Annotated in this window: 12 protein-coding genes and 1 pseudogene; 1 reads left to right on the top strand and 12 read right to left on the bottom strand. The window is 67.5% G+C overall.

What is annotated here, in order from left to right:
• The first annotated feature begins 47 nt into the window (after positions 1-47).
• Complete coding sequence (locus FG154_RS19310) at positions 48-479, top strand: site-specific integrase (protein WP_145111468.1); 432 nt, start codon at positions 48-50, stop codon at positions 477-479.
• Positions 480-1,092: 613 nt separating this feature from the next.
• On the opposite strand, the gene FG154_RS19300 is transcribed toward FG154_RS19310, so the two are convergent.
• From FG154_RS19300 to FG154_RS19250, 12 genes and pseudogenes are all read right to left on the bottom strand, one after another.
• Positions 1,093-2,268, bottom strand: a complete 1,176-nt coding sequence (locus tag FG154_RS19300; RefSeq protein WP_145111465.1) for a YbfB/YjiJ family MFS transporter — start codon at positions 2,266-2,268, stop codon at positions 1,093-1,095.
• Positions 2,265-3,683, bottom strand: a complete 1,419-nt coding sequence (locus tag FG154_RS19295) for an aldehyde dehydrogenase family protein (protein WP_145111462.1) — start codon at positions 3,681-3,683, stop codon at positions 2,265-2,267. The genes FG154_RS19300 and FG154_RS19295 overlap by 4 nt, the downstream gene beginning before the upstream one ends.
• Before the next feature lie 115 nt (positions 3,684-3,798).
• A complete protein-coding gene (locus FG154_RS19290; protein ID WP_145111459.1) occupies positions 3,799-4,545 on the bottom strand; it encodes an SDR family NAD(P)-dependent oxidoreductase in 747 nt (248 codons plus the stop codon).
• A gap of 10 nt (positions 4,546-4,555) precedes the next feature.
• On the bottom strand, positions 4,556-5,506 hold the full coding sequence (locus FG154_RS19285; RefSeq protein WP_145111456.1) for a sugar kinase: 951 nt from the start codon (positions 5,504-5,506) through the stop codon (positions 4,556-4,558).
• 15 nt (positions 5,507-5,521) lie between these two features.
• Entirely contained in the window at positions 5,522-5,983 is a 462-nt protein-coding gene (locus FG154_RS21805) for an ABC transporter permease (RefSeq protein ID WP_281282094.1), read from the bottom strand.
• A 103-nt stretch (positions 5,984-6,086) separates the two neighbouring features.
• A pseudogene (locus FG154_RS21800) lies at positions 6,087-6,419 on the bottom strand (ABC transporter permease); the annotation flags it as partial.
• 3 nt (positions 6,420-6,422) lie between these two features.
• Positions 6,423-7,433, bottom strand: coding sequence for an ABC transporter permease (locus FG154_RS19275; protein WP_145111453.1), 1,011 nt, complete (start codon positions 7,431-7,433; stop codon positions 6,423-6,425).
• The gene (locus tag FG154_RS19270) at positions 7,434-8,942 is read right to left on the bottom strand and encodes a sugar ABC transporter ATP-binding protein (RefSeq protein ID WP_145111450.1); all 1,509 of its coding nucleotides are present in this window, start codon (positions 8,940-8,942) and stop codon (positions 7,434-7,436) included.
• A gap of 183 nt (positions 8,943-9,125) precedes the next feature.
• On the bottom strand, positions 9,126-10,088 hold the full coding sequence (locus FG154_RS19265) for a sugar ABC transporter substrate-binding protein (protein ID WP_145111447.1): 963 nt from the start codon (positions 10,086-10,088) through the stop codon (positions 9,126-9,128).
• Positions 10,089-10,155: 67 nt separating this feature from the next.
• Positions 10,156-10,803 (bottom strand): class II aldolase/adducin family protein, encoded by a 648-nt coding sequence (locus FG154_RS19260; protein ID WP_186312455.1) that lies wholly within the window; start codon positions 10,801-10,803, stop codon positions 10,156-10,158.
• A gap of 13 nt (positions 10,804-10,816) precedes the next feature.
• Positions 10,817-11,581 carry an SDR family NAD(P)-dependent oxidoreductase gene (locus FG154_RS19255; RefSeq protein WP_145111442.1) on the bottom strand — a complete coding sequence of 255 codons (765 nt, stop codon included), beginning with the start codon at positions 11,579-11,581 and terminating at the stop codon, positions 10,817-10,819.
• Between the two features lie 193 nt (positions 11,582-11,774).
• Entirely contained in the window at positions 11,775-12,611 is an 837-nt protein-coding gene (locus FG154_RS19250) for a GntR family transcriptional regulator (protein ID WP_246100468.1), read from the bottom strand.
• Positions 12,612-12,908 lie beyond the last annotated feature (297 nt).

Below are 12,908 nucleotides of genomic sequence, written 5' to 3'. Positions count from 1 at the left end.
CGTAGCATAAGGAAACGACCTCACCCCGGGCAGGCGGCCACAACCGGGTGGTTACCTTCTACCTCGCCGAGGCGTCGAAGAACCAGCGGAGCAAGCGACTTGTGCCGATCCACGACGATCTGATCCGGCTCGGCTTTCTCGGCCATGTGACTGCCCTGCGCGAAAAGGGTGAAACCTTTCTTTTCCCCGAGTGGACCCGCCCCGACAAGGTGAACGACTGGTTAAACAACACCTTCCTTCGCAGGTCCCTTGGCATCACCGACAAGAGCAAGGTGTTTTACTCGTTCAGGCACACCCTGGCCACTGAGCTTGCTCGGAGCGGCTGCCCTCCCGACCTGTCGAAGATGATCACGGGGCACCCCATCCAGGAGGTTGCGTTAACGTATATTCACGCCGCGCCTGTCGTCATGATGGCCGAGGCACTGAATGGGGTGAAATTCGAGCTGCCGATCAGTCGCCTTCGCCAAGGCGGCTCATGACACGCCTTCAACTGTCGTCGGCGACAAATTCCACCGCCAGCCCGCGCAAGAAACGAGTTCAGCCAGCGAATACCTGAGCGCCCCAGCCAACGCGCTGGAGATCGAACCCAGAGCCTTCGGTGCGCTGAAGCAGCGCCTCACCTAAGCCGAAAGCGCGCACCCTCCGCAGCAGGTCGAAGGGATTGCGGGGATCGCCGATGGTCTCGTTGGCATAGTCGTTCGCGTCGTTGACGATGCCGCTAGGACTTCGAGTGGGAGCGGTCGCCCGTCTGTGGCTGCAGCCATTCCTCGTGCAGGCGCTCGTAGAACAGATGCGCCCGTTCGGATCACGGCATGATGCCCGCGACGCTGGTGATGCGCCCAAGATCACTCCGGAACGACCGGGCGCAGGCTCAGCCGCGATCAAGGTTCGGCTGCTGTGGTCGCATGGCGCCGGCTCCTGGTCCTGGAGAGCGCCGGAACGCTCGCCCGACCGTCCGCGACCGCATCGGGCTTTCACAGCTCCCGGGCGACGTTCCCGATGCCGATCGGCACGGGCATCTGGCACGATGGCGCGGATGTGCCCTCGCGAGGTCAGAGCTCAGCCACGTGAAGAGGCTCAGATCGACGTTGCTCAGTCCGCGGAGGCCAGGATCCTGTCGGGGCGTCGCTCCAGGCCGCCGAGGATGGCGCCCAGGAGGACGACGAGGCTCGCGACCATCAGGGGCGCGTCGAGACGCCCACTGAGGTCGGCTGTCCAGCCAAGCGCGACAGGACCGGCGAATTGACCCAGGGCGAAGGCGATGGTGAAGGCGCGGATCGCGCGTCCCCGGTCGAAAATCTGCGGCAGGGTGCTCACGAAGGCGCTGGTGGCGGCGACCGTGCTGAAGAAGGTGCTGCCGAAGAGAAAAGCCGAGAGCCAGAGGCCCGCCGCTCCCGGCATGAGGAAGGGGAGCGCGGATCCGAGCGCGTTGGTGGTCACGAGCAGCGCGAAGGTGCGCTCCGGGCGGGAGCCTCCGATGAGCTTTCGCCAGATCCAGGGAGCGGCAACGGCGGACAGGCCGAGGGCACACCAGAAGAGCATGGCCTGGCGCCAGCCGCCGGCACTCTCGGCGAGGTGGCCGTAGATGAAGGTCATGTAGCCGATGGAGCCGAGCCCGAAGAGGAAGTAGCCGACGAGGATCTTCCAGAACCCGAGAGGCGTGGGGCCACGGGCGCGAACCTGGCGCACCGGCGCGCCCAGCCCGTCCCGCAGCGGCAGGAGGGCAAGGCCCGCGCACAGGGTGGCGAGGGCGGCGAGGATCAGCCAGCCCTGCGGCCAGTGCGCTGCACCCGCGAGCCCGATCAGCGGCGCGAGCGCCAGCGCCGAAAGGATCATCCCCAGCCCGGTGCCCGCGTAGAAGGTGCCGAGCACCAGCCCGCCCGCCGCCGCCCGGCCGGTCAGGCTGACCGCGAGGAGCCCGCCACAGACGAAGATGATCCCGCCGGCCACACCCGCCAGCAGCCGGAGCGCCGCCAGGGGCACGACATCCCGGGTCAGGGCCACTGCGGCCAGCGCGGGCAGCAGAACCGCCAGCGACGCGGCGAAGGCGCGGGCGGCACCGAACCTCTGTGCCACGGCGGGGGCGAGCATGGCACCCCCCAGATATCCCGCAGCGTTGGCCGCGTTGATCCAGCCTGCCGCCGCATAGCTCCACCCGAGATCGGCCTGCATCGCCGGCAGAAGCAGCGCATAAGCAAAGCGCCCGAGCCCGATCCCGGCGGCGGGGCCCATGCTCAGAAGGAGGGCACTGCGGTAGGCGCTTGTCACAATCCGGCCGTGGCCTTCGTCTCGAGATAGTCGGCGAGGCCCCAGGCGCCGTGCTCCCGCCCGTTGCCGGACTGCTTGTAGCCGCCGAAGGGGGCGCGCGCATCCCAGCCGGCGCCGTTGATGTAGACCATGCCCACCCTCAGTTTCCGCGCGATGCGACGTGCCTTGTCGATGTCGCTCGTCTGGATGTAGCCCGCCAGACCATAGATCGAGTCGTTGGCGATGCGGATCGCCTCTTCTTCGTCGCCGTAGGGTATGAGGGCGATGACGGGGCCGAAGATCTCTTCTGTGGCGATGGTCGAGCCGTGGGCCACGTCGGCGAAGACGGTCGGACGGACATACCAGCCGCGCGACAGATGGTCGGGACGGCCCGGGCCTCCGGTGACGAGACGCGCGCCCTCGGCAATGCCCGCCTCGATCAGCGACTGGATCCGGCGCCACTGGCTCTCGTTGACCACGGGGCCGAGGTCGACTTCGCCCTCGGGCGCGCCTACTCGCAAGGCACCGGCGGTTTCGGCCGCGATGGCAGCGGCCTTGTCCATCAGCTCTGCCGGGACAAGCATGCGCGCGGGCGCCTTGCAGGCCTGCCCCGCGTTGCCGAAACAGTCAAGCACGCCCTGCCGGACCGCGGTGGAGAGATCCGCATCACGCAGGATGATGTTGGCCGACTTGCCGCCAAGCTCCTGCGTCACGCGCTTGACCGTGTCGGCGGCGGCCCGTGCAACCGCGATCCCCGCCCGTGTCGAGCCGGTGATCGAGATCATGTCCACATCAGGGTGCCGCGCCAGCGCCTCGCCCGCCACCGGGCCCGCGCCGGTGATGTGGTTGTAGACACCCGCGGGGAAGCCCGCGGCCTCGACCAGTTCGGCAAAGCGGATCGAGGAGAGGGGCGAGAACTCCGAAGGTTTTGCGACGACCGTGCAGCCCGCGGCGAGCGCCGGGGCCACCTTCACGACGAGTTGGTTCATCGGCCAGTTCCACGGCGTGATGAGGGCGCAGACGCCGATCGGCTCCTTCGAGATCAGGGTTGAACCGCGCATCTCCTCGAAGCTCTCCGCCTCGAGCGCCTCGATGGCGGCCTCGAGATGGGCGCGCCCGACCCAAGCCTGCGCCTCGCGGCTGAAGCGGGCAATCGTGCCCATCTCGCGCGTCATCAGTTCGGCAAGCTCGTCATAAGCCTCGTTGTAGAGGTCGAGGAGGCGGCGCAGGAGGAGCAGGCGCTCCGTCTTCGACGTGGCCGCCCAGCCCTCGAAGGCGGCGCGGGCCGCGGCGACGGCACGATCGACATCCTCGGCCGAGGCCATCGGGATCGCGGCGATCTCCTCCTCGGTCGCGGGATTGACCAGGGGATGCCGGTCCTGGCCGAAGGGAGCGACCCAAGTGCCGCCAATGAAGAAACGGTCGATGTTGCGCATCAGGGACTCCTGCAGCGGCAAAAGGGAAAGGACGCCGCGACCCGCAGGCGGACGCGCGGCGGAAGAGGCAGGAGCGCCACGGGACGGGAGCAGGTCCCGCGGCGGGCGGGTGGCCTCAGTGGAAGTAGATCCCGCCGCAGACGTTCAGCGCCTGCCCCGTCACGAAGGCCGACTGCTCGCCGGCAAAGAAGAGGACCGGCCCCACGATGTCCTCGGGCGCGCCCAGGCGCTTCAGCGCGGCCACGTCCTCCCAGTGGCGGATCGCCTCGTCCGAGCCGAGGTTGTTCTTGCCCATCTCGGTCAGAATGATGCCCGGGCAGATCGCGTTGACGGTGACCCCGTCCATGCCCGCCTCCTGCGCCAGCACCCGCGTCAGGGTGATGACCGCTGACTTGGTCGCCGCGTAGTGGCCTTGGGTTGGCACGCCCTGACGGCCCGCGATGGAGGCGATGTTCACGATCCGCCCGGCCTTGCGCGCGCGCATCCCCGGCAGCACCGCCTGACAGCAGGACAGGACCCCCTTCACGTTCACGTCCATGTGGGCGTCCCAGTCGGCCTCCGAGAGATCCTCGAGCCGCGCGGGCTTGAGGATGCCCGCGTTGTTCACCAGCACGTCGATGCCACCCGCGGCCTCCTCGATCCGCGCCATCGCGGCAAAGACTGCGGCCCGGTCCGAGACATCCACCGTCTCGACGAAGGCGCGCCGGCCCGCGCCCTCGATCAGCGCGCGCGTCTCCGCCAGCCCTTCGGCCTGCGAGGCGAGATCTGTCACCGCCACATCGTAGCCCGCCTCTGCGAGCCCCACCGCGAGCGCGCGCCCGATCCCGCGCGCCGCCCCCGTCACTACCGCCGTTCCCGTCATTCGTCCGTCCTCAGTTCGCCCGCAGGGGCAAGGTGTTCATGGCCTCGATCGTGTCCTCGAACGAGACGAGCTTTCCGTCGGAGCCGAGCCCCATGGCGACGCGCGCCGCCACCGCCGAGGCGAAGCGGCAGCAGTCGCGCAGCTCCCACCCGCGGGCGAGGCCCACGATCACGCCGGCGGTGAAGCTGTCGCCGCAGCCCGTCGTATCGACCACCTCGATTGCATGGGCGGGCAGGCGAAAATCCTCGCCCGTCTCGGGCGAGACATAGACCCCCTCCCCTCCCATGGTCAGGATCGCGTTCTTGACCCCCAGGCCCTTGAAGAAGCGGGCCACCTCGGCCGGATCGGTTGCGCCCGCCATCTCGGAGGCCTCCTCGATCGAGGGCACGAAATAGTCGATGTAGGGCAGGCAGGGGCGGACCAGCTCAAAGGTCTCGGGCGTCGCCTGGATCAGGTCGAAGGTGGTGATGCGCCCGAGTTCCTTCGCGCGGCGCAGCGCCTCGACCGTGGGCGCGCCGTCAAAGCTCTTCAGAAGGCCTGTGCCGCCGACATGGACGATGCGCGCATCGAGCGCCGCATCGAGCCGGCCCTCGGGAATGCGGAAGGTGGCGGCCGTGCCCGGCACATGGAGCGCGGGCCGCTCGCCGTTCGGGCGCACCGGCAGGATGGTGGCCGAGGTCTGGACCGAGCCGTCGCGCGCCACCATGGCGCAATCGACGCCGAAGCGGGTGAGCTTGGCCACCATGAAGTCGCCCATCTCGTCCTCACCCACCGTGGTCACGGCGAGCGTCTTCAGGCCCAGGATGGCACAGTCGGCAGCGGTGGCCCCGGCGGTGCCCGCAACGGTCATCCGGATCTCCTGGATGTAGTCGGCGCGGCCGCCGTCGGGGATGCGGGTCACGGGGCGACCGAGGATGTCGCAGACATAGAACCCGATGGAACTCACGTCATAGGTCGGCATGATCTCTGTTTTCCGTTAGTGGCGGCGCTGGAGGCCGAAGCTGAGGGCGAGCACGGCAAAGACGAGAACCCCGATCCCCACCTGCTGCCAGTAGAAGTTCCAGCCGATGAGCAGGAGGCCGTTCTTGACCATGGCGAGGAGCGCCACGCCCAGAAGGGTGCCGAGGATCGAGGGCCGGCGCTCGCGGCTGATGGTGGTGCCGATGAAGGTGGCGCCGATGGCGTCGAGCAGGAAAGCATTGCCCGACATGGGCACATAGGAGCGCACCGTGGCCGAGAGCAGGATCCCGGTGATCCCGGCGAGGACAGCCGCGAGGATATAGACCTGCGTCAGCCGCGACGGCACGCGGATGCCCGAATACCAGGCCACGCCCGGGCGCGCGCCGATGGCCTGCACCTGCCGGCCGAAGCCCATGCGGTGCAGCGCGAGCCAGGTGACGAGCACGCACAGGATCAGCACCCAGACCGGCGTCGGCACGCCCAGAAGGCTCGAACGCGAGATGGCGTTGAAGATCTCGGCATAGCGTGGCCAGGAAGGGGCTGATCTTCAACCGCGCGATCAGGATGGCATTCAGAAGCCCCACGAGGAGCGCCGCACCAAGACCCGCGGCGAGCCCGAGCGGGGCCATCACGCCCGCGGCCAGCGCCGAGACGAAGACGAGGCTCGCCATGTCCACCGAGACGCCGACCGACAGGTCGATGCCCCCCGAGGAGACGACGAAGGTCACGCCGAGCGCCACGATGGCGAGAAGGACCACGTTGTTCACCAGCACGTTGCGCAGGTTGCCGAGCGTCAGGAACGCATCGGCCTGCGTGGCGAAGACGAGGAACAGGCCCAAGAAGGCCACCAGAACCGCCACGGTCGAGAAGCTCTCGCGGTCCTTCGGCAGATGGCGGGAGAGAGAAAGGCTCATGGCTCAGTGCTCCTGCGGACGGGCATAGGAGGTGACGGCGACGACCAGCAGGATCAGCGCTCCCTGAACGCCCGAGACCCAGTAGCTCGACAGATGCAGGAGCTGGAAGCCGTTGGCGAGAAAGCCGATGAAGATCACGGACAGGACGGTGCCGCCCACGGTCGGCACGAAGCGGCGCGAGAAGACCGTGCCGAGGAGCGCCGCGGCGAGGATCGACAGCAGAAGCTCGCCCGTTCCCGGCGTCGAGGCCGAGAGGCGTGAGACGATGAGGATGGCGGCGAGACCCGCGCAGAGGCCCGCGAAGACATAGGTGCCCCAGACATGCAGGCCCACGTTGAGCCCGGCCGCGCGCGCGGCCTCGGGATGACCGCCCACGGCATAGAGCCGAAGGCCCACCGGCGTGCGGTGGATCACGAGCCCTACGATTACCGAGGCCGCGATCAGCACCCAGGCCAGCGCCGAGATCCCGAGGAAGCGGCCCGAGGAGAGGACGCCCAGAAGTGGCGAACTGGTCGAGAGGACCGTGTTCTCGGTTAACGTGAGCTCGATCCCGGCCACGATGTTCATCGAGGCGAGGGTCGCCAGAAGCGGCAGGATGCCGAGGCCCACCACGGCAAAACCGTTCACCGCCCCCACAAGCATCCCCGTCCCCAGCGTGGCGGCAATGGCGACCGGCGCGGGCAGCCCTGCATTGGTCGCGGTGGCAAAAACCGCGGCGCAGAAACCCGCATTGGCGGCCAGCGACAGGTCGATGCCGCCCGTCTGCACCTCCGAGCCGCCGCCGATGATGACGACGGACATGCCGAAGGCGAGGATGCCGAGGATCGCCGATTGCTCGATCACGTTGACGATGTTGAAGGGCGTGGCGAAGCCGCGTGCGGTGAAGGCGAAGTAAGCCATGATGGCCGCGAAGGTCGCGAGCGCACCGAGCCGGATGGCGGCGGCGGCGAGCGCCTTGCCGCGATTTGCGCCAGAGGGTCGTTCGGTGGGGGACTGGGACAGGGCCATGGTCATTCATGCCTCCTTTCGTAGGGTCCGCGCGCCCGAGGCGGCGGCCAGGAGCAGGTCGCTGTCGAGCGTGTCGCCCGCGAACTCGCCGTTCAGCGTGCCGCGGTAGACGACGAGGGCGCGGTCGCAGAAGCCCGCGATCTCGAGCAGGTCAGACGAGAGGAAGAGGATCGCCGCCCCCTCTGCGGCGAGGCGGTTCAGAAGCGTGTAGATCTCGACCTTGGCGCCCACGTCGACGGCCACGGTGGGTTCGTCGAGCACATAGACCCGGCTCTGGCACGAGAGCCATTTGGCCAGCGCCACCTTCTGCTGGTTGCCGCCCGAGAGATTGCGCACGAGCTGGTCGCGGTGCGGCGTCTTGATCGAGAGCTCGCGGATGAAGCCGTCCACCGCCTCATTCTCCCGCGCGCGGGAGACGAAACCGCGGGTCATGTAACGCTCGAGGCTCGCGATGGTGATGTTGTCGCGCACCGACATGTCGGTCGCCACGCCATGCGCCCGCCGATCCTCGGGGACGAGGGCCACCCGGCCCTGCACCGCCCGGCCCGGATTGGCGAAGCGGCGCACCTCGCCGTCGATGGTGACGCTGCCCGCATCGGGCTGCTCGAGCCCGAAGAGGCACTCGACCAGCTCCTTCACGCCCGAACCGAGGAGGCCGGTGATGCCCAGCACCTCCCCCGCGCGGACCTCGAAGCTCACATTGCGGAAATGGCCCGCTTGCGACAGGCCTTCGATCCGCAGCACGGGGGCGCCCGGCGCATGGCTGCGGCGGGGGAACATCTCGCCCACGTCGCGGGCGATCATCATCGAGACGATCTCGTCGATCGAGGTCTCGCCGGGACGCACGACGCCGACATCGGTGCCGTTGCGCATCACGGTCACCTCGTCGCACAGATCCTCGATCTCCTGCATGTAATGCGAGATGAAGATCACGGCGATGCCTTGCGCGCGGAGCTTGCGCAGCACGGTGAAAAGGCTGTCCACCTCGCGCTTGACCAGCGCCGCGGTCGGCTCGTCGAGCACGAGAACCTGCGCCTCCTGCGCGAGCGCCCGGGTGATCTGCACGATCTTCTGCTGCGCGGTCGTCAGGTCGCGCACCAGCGTGTCGCCGGGCAGGTCGAGGCCAAAATGAGTGCGGATCAGCTCTTCGGCCCGCCGCTTCATCGCGCCGGGGCGCAGGAAGGGGCCGAAGCGCAACTCGTAGTTCAGGAACACCGCCTCGGCCACGGTGGCGGTCGGAACGAGAAGCCGCTCCTGATGGATGAAATGGACGCCCAGCCGCTCGACCGAGGCGGGCGTGAGACTCTCCACCCGGGTGCCATTGATGACGATCCGGCCGCTGTCGGGCTTCAGGATACCCGCCAGCACCTTGATGATCGTCGATTTTCCGGCGCCGTTCTGGCCCACGAGCCCGTGGATCGTGCCGCGCGCCACGCGGAGGTCGGCGTCGACCAGCGCCTTCACCGGCCCGAAGGCCTTGGAGATGCCGGTCATGTCGATGGCGAGACCGCTCATGGACGTGCTCCCGAGGAATGATGGCAGAGGCGGGCGGGGCCGACACGAAGGAAGAGAGAAGGCACCCGCCCGAGGAAGCCCCCGGAAGGGCTTCGCAACCTGTCAGGCGACCCGGAACAGGCCGCTCGGCGCGTGGGGTCCCCGGCCCCTTTCGGGCTCCGGAGAACGCCTGCACAGTGCCGCTTACTTCGGCAGGAAGTCGGCGGCGGTCTCGGCTGCATTCTCCTTGGTGATGAGCACGGCCGGCGCGAAGGTGAAGGGCTCCACCTCCTCTCCCGCGAGGTGGCGCGCCACGTTCTGGACCGCGAGCTTGCCGATCTCGGAAGGCTGCTGCGCCGCCACCGCGCCCGCCGGGCTGTCGGGATCGGCCACCATCTCGACGAATTCGGGGCTGCCGTCCACGCCGTAGGTGCGGATGTCGGTGCGTCCCGCCGCCTGCAGCGCCTGCGTGGCGCCAATCATCGGCACGTCCCAGCAAGCCCAGATGGCGCCGATGTCACCCTTGTTGGGATGTTTCGTCAGCATGTCCGTGACGTTGGAGTAGGCCGACTGGATCGTGTTCGGGATCACGTCGCGCAGCTCGGGCTTGATGATCTTCACGTCCGGAAAGGCTTCAAGGACATATTTCATCTGGTCGTAGCGGATCTTGCAGACCGGCACGGAGTAGAAACCGTTGAAGACCAGCACGTTCCCCTTGCCGCCCAGATCCGCCACCATCTGCAGCGCAAGCTCGGCCCCGATGGAATAGTTGTTCGAGGTGGTGTTGTTGATTGCGTGCGGGGTCGCCGTATCGACGGTAAAGAGCGGGATGCCCGCTTCGGTGATCTTCTGCAGCCAGGGGTTCAGCACGTCGAGGTTGCCCAGCTGCTCGATGATCGCATCCGGCTTCTGCGCGATCAGCGTCTGGATCTGGCTCACCTGCGTCTGGTCATTCCGGCCGGCGTCGAGTGCGATGGCCGTGCCGCCAAGGCGCTCCACCTCGGCGATCTGCGCCTGGTAGGCCTTGAGGTCCCAGTCGTGGTCGGTGCCGATCGCCGTGATGCCGATCGTCTTGCCCTCCAGCGTCAGTTCCTCGGCCAGCGCGGGCGACAGGCTCGCGAGCAGAAGAAGCGCGGTGGTCAGGCCCTTCGCGGTCTTGGTCGTCATGTCTCTTCCTCCCTTTGCAGCCGGCTCCTCCGCCGGCCCTTGTCCCTTGCGGGGTCCTCCTGCCGCCTCAGCCCTGGTGGCCGTAGCCGGCGATCTTGTCGATCACGTCCTGGATCTGGCGCTCACTGAGCAGTCGCGGCTCGCCGATCTGGAGGCAGCCGTGATACTGGCGCGCGAGCGTCTCGACCTCGACGGCGAGCCACATGGCCTGCGCGAGACTCTTTCCCACGGCGATCATGCCGTGATGCTCGAGAAGGCAGGCCTTGCGATCGCGCAGCGCCTCCACCGCGTTCCGCGACAGCTCCTCCGAACCGTAGATCGCGTAAGGGGCGCAGCGGATGTTGGGTCCTCCCACCACCGCCAGCATGTAATGGATCGAGGGGATCTCGTGGTTCATGATTGCAAGCGTGGTGCAGAAGGTCGGGTGGGCATGCACGACTGCATTCACGTCCGCCCGCTCGCGCAGGATGTCGCGGTGAAAGCGCCATTCGCTCGACGGCTTGTGCCGGCCCTGCACCTCGCCGTCCATCGAGACGAAGACGATGTCTTCGGGCACCAGCGTGTCGTAGGGCAACGATGTCGGCGTGATCAGCATGCCGTCGGCGTGCCGGACCGAGATGTTGCCCGACGTGCCCTGATTGAGGCCGGTGCGGTTCATCTCGAGGCACTGGCGGATGATCTCCTCGCGTTTGGCGAGGTCGGAGAGATCGCTCATATCGCTCTTTGCCTCACCAGACCGTGTAGCCGCCATCGACCGCGAGGATCGCGCCCGTGACGTAGCTCGCTGCCGGCGAGGCAAGGAACAGCGCCGCTGCCGCGATCTCCGAGGGCTCGCCGCAGCGGCCCATCGGCGTCATCTCGAGCCAGGTGTCGAAGAGCTCGGGCTGCTCGCGCATCTTCAGCGTCATCTCGGTCGCCACATAGCCGGGTGCGAGGGCATTCACCCGCACTCCCCGGCCCGCCCATTCGGCCGCGAGCGCCCGGGTCAGCTGGTGCACCGCCCCTTTTGAGGCCATGTAGCTCGAGGCGAACTGCGGGCGGTTCACGATCGTGCCGGACATGGAGCCGAGGTTCACGATGGCCCCTGCCCCGCGCTCGACCATGGCGCGTCCGAAGGCGCGGCTGGCCCAGAACATGCCGTCCACATTGACCGCCATCACCTGCCGCCAGGTCGCGTCCTCGGTCTCGAGCGCATCGTGCAGCCGTGCAATGCCCGCGGAATTGACCAGGATCGACACGGGCGCCAAGGCTTCCGCTTCGGCGGCCGCGGCCGTCATCGCCTCCGCATCGGTCACGTCGGCAACGATCCGGGCCACGACGGCCGCTCCCAGTTGCTCGGCCGCCCGATCGAGGGCCGCGCCCTCGCGGTCGATCAGCACCAGCTGCGCCCCCGAGGCCGCGAAGGCGCGGCAGATTTCGAGGCCGATGCCGCTGCCGGCTCCCGTGACGGCCGCGCAGGCGCCATCGAGACGAAAGATCGCCTTGTAGTCCATTCTTCCTCCCTGACGCGGCGCCCGGACCCGAAGGTTCCTCCCGGGGCACGACCCGCGTCCTTCCAGTCCCGGACGCTCCGTTTCTGGTCGTTACCAGAAAACAGTAGGAGGCGAATTTGTTTGTGTCAATGTGGTAATGATCAGAAATTGACCGCGAGCGCCTTCAGCCGGAAAACCGTTTTCTTTCCGTTGGTTATCGCGCGTCGGTCGCGACGTGGATCGGCGCGACATCGCTGTTGTAGAAGGCGCGATAGTATTCGAGGGCGTTGCCGTCATGGTCATAGGCAACCGACTCGATGGCGATCATGGCGCCCCCCGGTGGCACTCCCATCCGCGTCGCCACCTCGTCGGGCACGATGGCGCCCTTCAGCCAGCGGTCGGCCCGCGCAACCGTCAGCCCGTAAAGCTCGCGGATCGTGCCGAAGATCGAGCGGCCCTCCATGTCAAGCTTCTCGAAGCCCGGCAGGCGATGGGCAGGCAGCGAAATCAGCGTGTGGGTCAGGGGTGTCTCGTTCGCATGATAGACACGCAGCGCCCGGATCACCTGAAACCCCTGCGGCAGCTTGAAGACGCGCCGCTCGTCCTCGTTGGCCTCGTGCAGGCCGAATTCGTAGGTCTTGACGGTAACCTTGTAACCCTTCGCCGACAGATCGTCGAACACGCCCAGTGGCGAGGTCATGAACGCAAGCTCGGGCGCGCGCGGTGCCACGAACATCCCCTTCCTCGGCTGCTTGATCACCCGCCCCTCGGCCGAAAGCGCCTGCAGGGCATTGCGGATCACGGGTCGCGACAGGTCGAACATCGAGCACATGGCCTGCTCGGACGGCAGCCGCGCATTCTCGGGCAGCGTGCCATCAAGGATCGCGTGCTCGATCCAGTTCTTCAGCTGCACCCAAAGGGGGCTCGGGTCGTCGCGCTGAAGCGTGACCCCGGATGCGAAGGTCCGGAAGGCCTCGGCACTGTCGCCGTCCTCCATCTCATAGCTGGGACGGCCCCGGCGCTGGACGGTGCTTTGCAGGATATGTGTCAATCCTCGGACTTCGCCCCCTAGCTTGCTGCCCCAGGAGCGCGACATGGACCCGCTGCCGACCCGGATGATCAGTCACGATTATTGGTAACTACCAAAAAGTCAACCCTCGGGAGGGGGGTGGGCAGAACGGCTCAATCGGTAAGGAGCCGACAGCACAGGAAACTCATGGAGACAGGTCGTGTTGCCACAGCGCGAGCGGATCACGTCAGATGAGCCGATGAGTCCGGTCATGAGAGAGCCTACTAGGCTCCAGACCCATTGATTTCGTGGGGATCGCGTGATTCAGGCCTCGCAAGG

The organism is Cereibacter sediminicola (assembly GCF_007668225.1).
In the GTDB taxonomy this organism is placed as follows: domain Bacteria; phylum Pseudomonadota; class Alphaproteobacteria; order Rhodobacterales; family Rhodobacteraceae; genus Cereibacter_A; species Cereibacter_A azotoformans.
Note: the sequence above shows the minus strand (reverse complement) of the source record. Positions and strands in the feature narration are given on the sequence as shown.

Excerpts from the sequence above, each read along its gene's own strand:
- FG154_RS19295 (WP_145111462.1), bottom strand. The coding sequence starts at position 3,683 with ATGCGCAACATCGACCGTTTCTTCATTGGCGGCACTTGGGTCGCTCCC.
- FG154_RS19290 (WP_145111459.1), bottom strand. The coding sequence starts at position 4,545 with ATGACGGGAACGGCGGTAGTGACGGGGGCGGCGCGCGGGATCGGGCGC.
- FG154_RS19285 (WP_145111456.1), bottom strand. The coding sequence starts at position 5,506 with ATGCCGACCTATGACGTGAGTTCCATCGGGTTCTATGTCTGCGACATC.
- FG154_RS19275 (WP_145111453.1), bottom strand. The coding sequence starts at position 7,433 with ATGACCATGGCCCTGTCCCAGTCCCCCACCGAACGACCCTCTGGCGCA.
- FG154_RS19270 (WP_145111450.1), bottom strand. The coding sequence starts at position 8,942 with ATGAGCGGTCTCGCCATCGACATGACCGGCATCTCCAAGGCCTTCGGG.
- FG154_RS19265 (WP_145111447.1), bottom strand. The coding sequence starts at position 10,088 with ATGACGACCAAGACCGCGAAGGGCCTGACCACCGCGCTTCTTCTGCTC.
- FG154_RS19260 (WP_186312455.1), bottom strand. The coding sequence starts at position 10,803 with ATGAGCGATCTCTCCGACCTCGCCAAACGCGAGGAGATCATCCGCCAG.
- FG154_RS19255 (WP_145111442.1), bottom strand. The coding sequence starts at position 11,581 with ATGGACTACAAGGCGATCTTTCGTCTCGATGGCGCCTGCGCGGCCGTC.